At 20.1% G+C, this 707-nt stretch carries 1 protein-coding gene and 1 pseudogene; both read right to left on the bottom strand.

Annotated features, from left to right (window positions below):
- Positions 1 to 102 precede the first annotated feature (102 nt).
- On the bottom strand, positions 103 to 321 hold the full coding sequence (gene infA, locus LDP10_RS03065; protein WP_265197270.1) for a translation initiation factor IF-1: 219 nt from the start codon (positions 319 to 321) through the stop codon (positions 103 to 105).
- A 258-nt stretch (positions 322 to 579) separates the two neighbouring features.
- Positions 580 to 707, bottom strand: a pseudogene (locus LDP10_RS03060) (thioredoxin-disulfide reductase); the annotation flags it as partial.

Genomic DNA, 707 nt, shown 5'->3' with positions numbered 1-707 from the left:
TTTTTTTATAAAAAATATTAATTATTAATTAAAATAAAAATTAATATTTAAAATATTAAGAATTGATTTAAAGTAACATTTGCATAAAAAAATTATTTATTATTATCGACTTCTAAATATAATTCTACCTTTACTTAGATCATAAGGAGTTAGTTCTACTGTAACTTTATCTCCTGTTAATATACGAATATAATTTTTTCTCATTTTCCCCGATATATGAGCAGTAACAATATGTTTATTTTCTAATTCTACTCGAAATGTAGTATTCGGTAATGTATCTATTACAATGCCTTGCATCTCTATGTTTTCTTCTTTTGTCATTACATTCTCTAGCTTTAATCATTAAGTTGATGTTATTTATAATAACATTAATTAATATAAAATATTTAAAATATTATTATAAAATTATTTTTATAAATATAAGTTAGAAAGAAAATATTTTATATTTTTAATATATTTAATTATTTAAATAAATATATACTATTTATAATTATAAAATTTAACATATATATATATCAATTCAATTAATTTCTATATTTGAAATATAGTTTTGATACACATGCATTATTAAAAAATTAATTAAATAAGTGTGTCTAAATAACGTTCAGCATCTAATGCTGCCATGCATCCAGTGGAAGCAGAAGTAATAGCTTGTCTATATACATGATCTATTACATCTCCTGCTGCAAAAACACCTGGAATACTGG

It is taken from the genome of Buchnera aphidicola (Pemphigus obesinymphae) (assembly GCF_026122815.1).
Lineage (GTDB): Bacteria > Pseudomonadota > Gammaproteobacteria > Enterobacterales > Enterobacteriaceae > Buchnera_C > Buchnera_C aphidicola_BJ.
Note: the sequence above shows the minus strand (reverse complement) of the source record. Positions and strands in the feature narration are given on the sequence as shown.